Origin of the sequence: Streptomyces phytophilus (genome assembly GCF_013870535.1) — a bacterium.
Lineage (GTDB): Bacteria > Actinomycetota > Actinomycetes > Streptomycetales > Streptomycetaceae > Streptomyces > Streptomyces phytophilus.
The window spans coordinates 1-1,044 of sequence record NZ_JACBXC010001709.1; the positions used below are offsets into that span (position 1 = coordinate 1).

At 74.9% G+C, this 1,044-nt stretch carries 1 protein-coding gene; it reads left to right on the forward strand.

Annotated elements, in window-relative coordinates:
* Positions 1–219 precede the first annotated feature (219 nt).
* The coding region (locus H5J30_RS35415; protein ID WP_181791889.1) for a LacI family DNA-binding transcriptional regulator at positions 220–1,044 on the forward strand (825 nt) is incomplete at its 3' end.

The following is a 1,044-nucleotide window of genomic DNA, read 5'->3' on the forward strand; positions in this document are numbered from 1 at the left end:
GCCGCGGCCGTCTTCGTACCGCCGATGTCGAGCGCGGCGACGAGTTCCGTCGGCTGGGCGGCGACCATCGTGGCGTCTCCTGGGGGCCGGGGCGGGCGGCGGATGCGGTGCGCGGTCAGTCTGCCCATATCGTGACAACGTTGTCTAGCCCTTATCATCGGGCGCGTGTCCGATCACCTCCCCGGCCCGCAGCGGCCCCGCTACGGCACCCGCCCGACGATGAAGGACGTCGCCGCCCGCGCGGGCGTCGGCCTCAAGACCGTCTCGCGGGTGGTCAACGGCGAGCCCGGCGTCACCCAGGAGACCGAGCGGCGGGTGCGCGAGGCCATCGAGGCGCTCGGCTTCCGCCGCAACGACAGCGCCCGCATCCTGCGCAAGGGCCGCACCGCCACCGTCGGGCTGGTGCTGGAGGACTTGGCCGACCCGTTCTACGCGCCGCTGAGCGGAGCCGTCGAGGACGTCGCCCGCGCGCACGGCTCGCTGCTCATCCACGGCTCCAGCGGCGAGGACCCCGCGCGCGAGGAGGAGTTGGTGCTCGCGCTGTGCGCGCGCCGCGTGGACGGGCTCGTGGTCGTGCCGGCGAGCAGCGACCACCGCTACCTGGAACCGGAGCTGGCCGCGGGCGTGGCCGCCGTCTTCGTCGACCGGCCGCCGGGGCGGATCAGCGCCGACACCGTGCTGTCCGACAACTACGGCGGCGCCCGCGGGGCCATCGAGCACCTCGTCGGGTACGGGCACCGCCGTATCGGCTTCATCGGCGACCAGCCCGGCATCCACACCGCCGCCGAACGGCTGCGCGGCTACCGGGAGGCGATGGCGGACGCCGGGCTGCCGGTGGCCGCGACGTGGACCTCGCTCGGCAGCACGGAGCCGGCGCGGGTGGCGGCCGAGACCGTACGGATGACGTCGGGGCCGGATCCGGTGACCGCCCTGTTCACCGGCAACAACCGCGTCACCGTCACCGCCGTGCGGACGCTGGCGGCCGGCGGCCGGGCGGCCGCGCTCGTCGGCTTCGACGACTTCGAGATGGCCGACCTGCTCTCC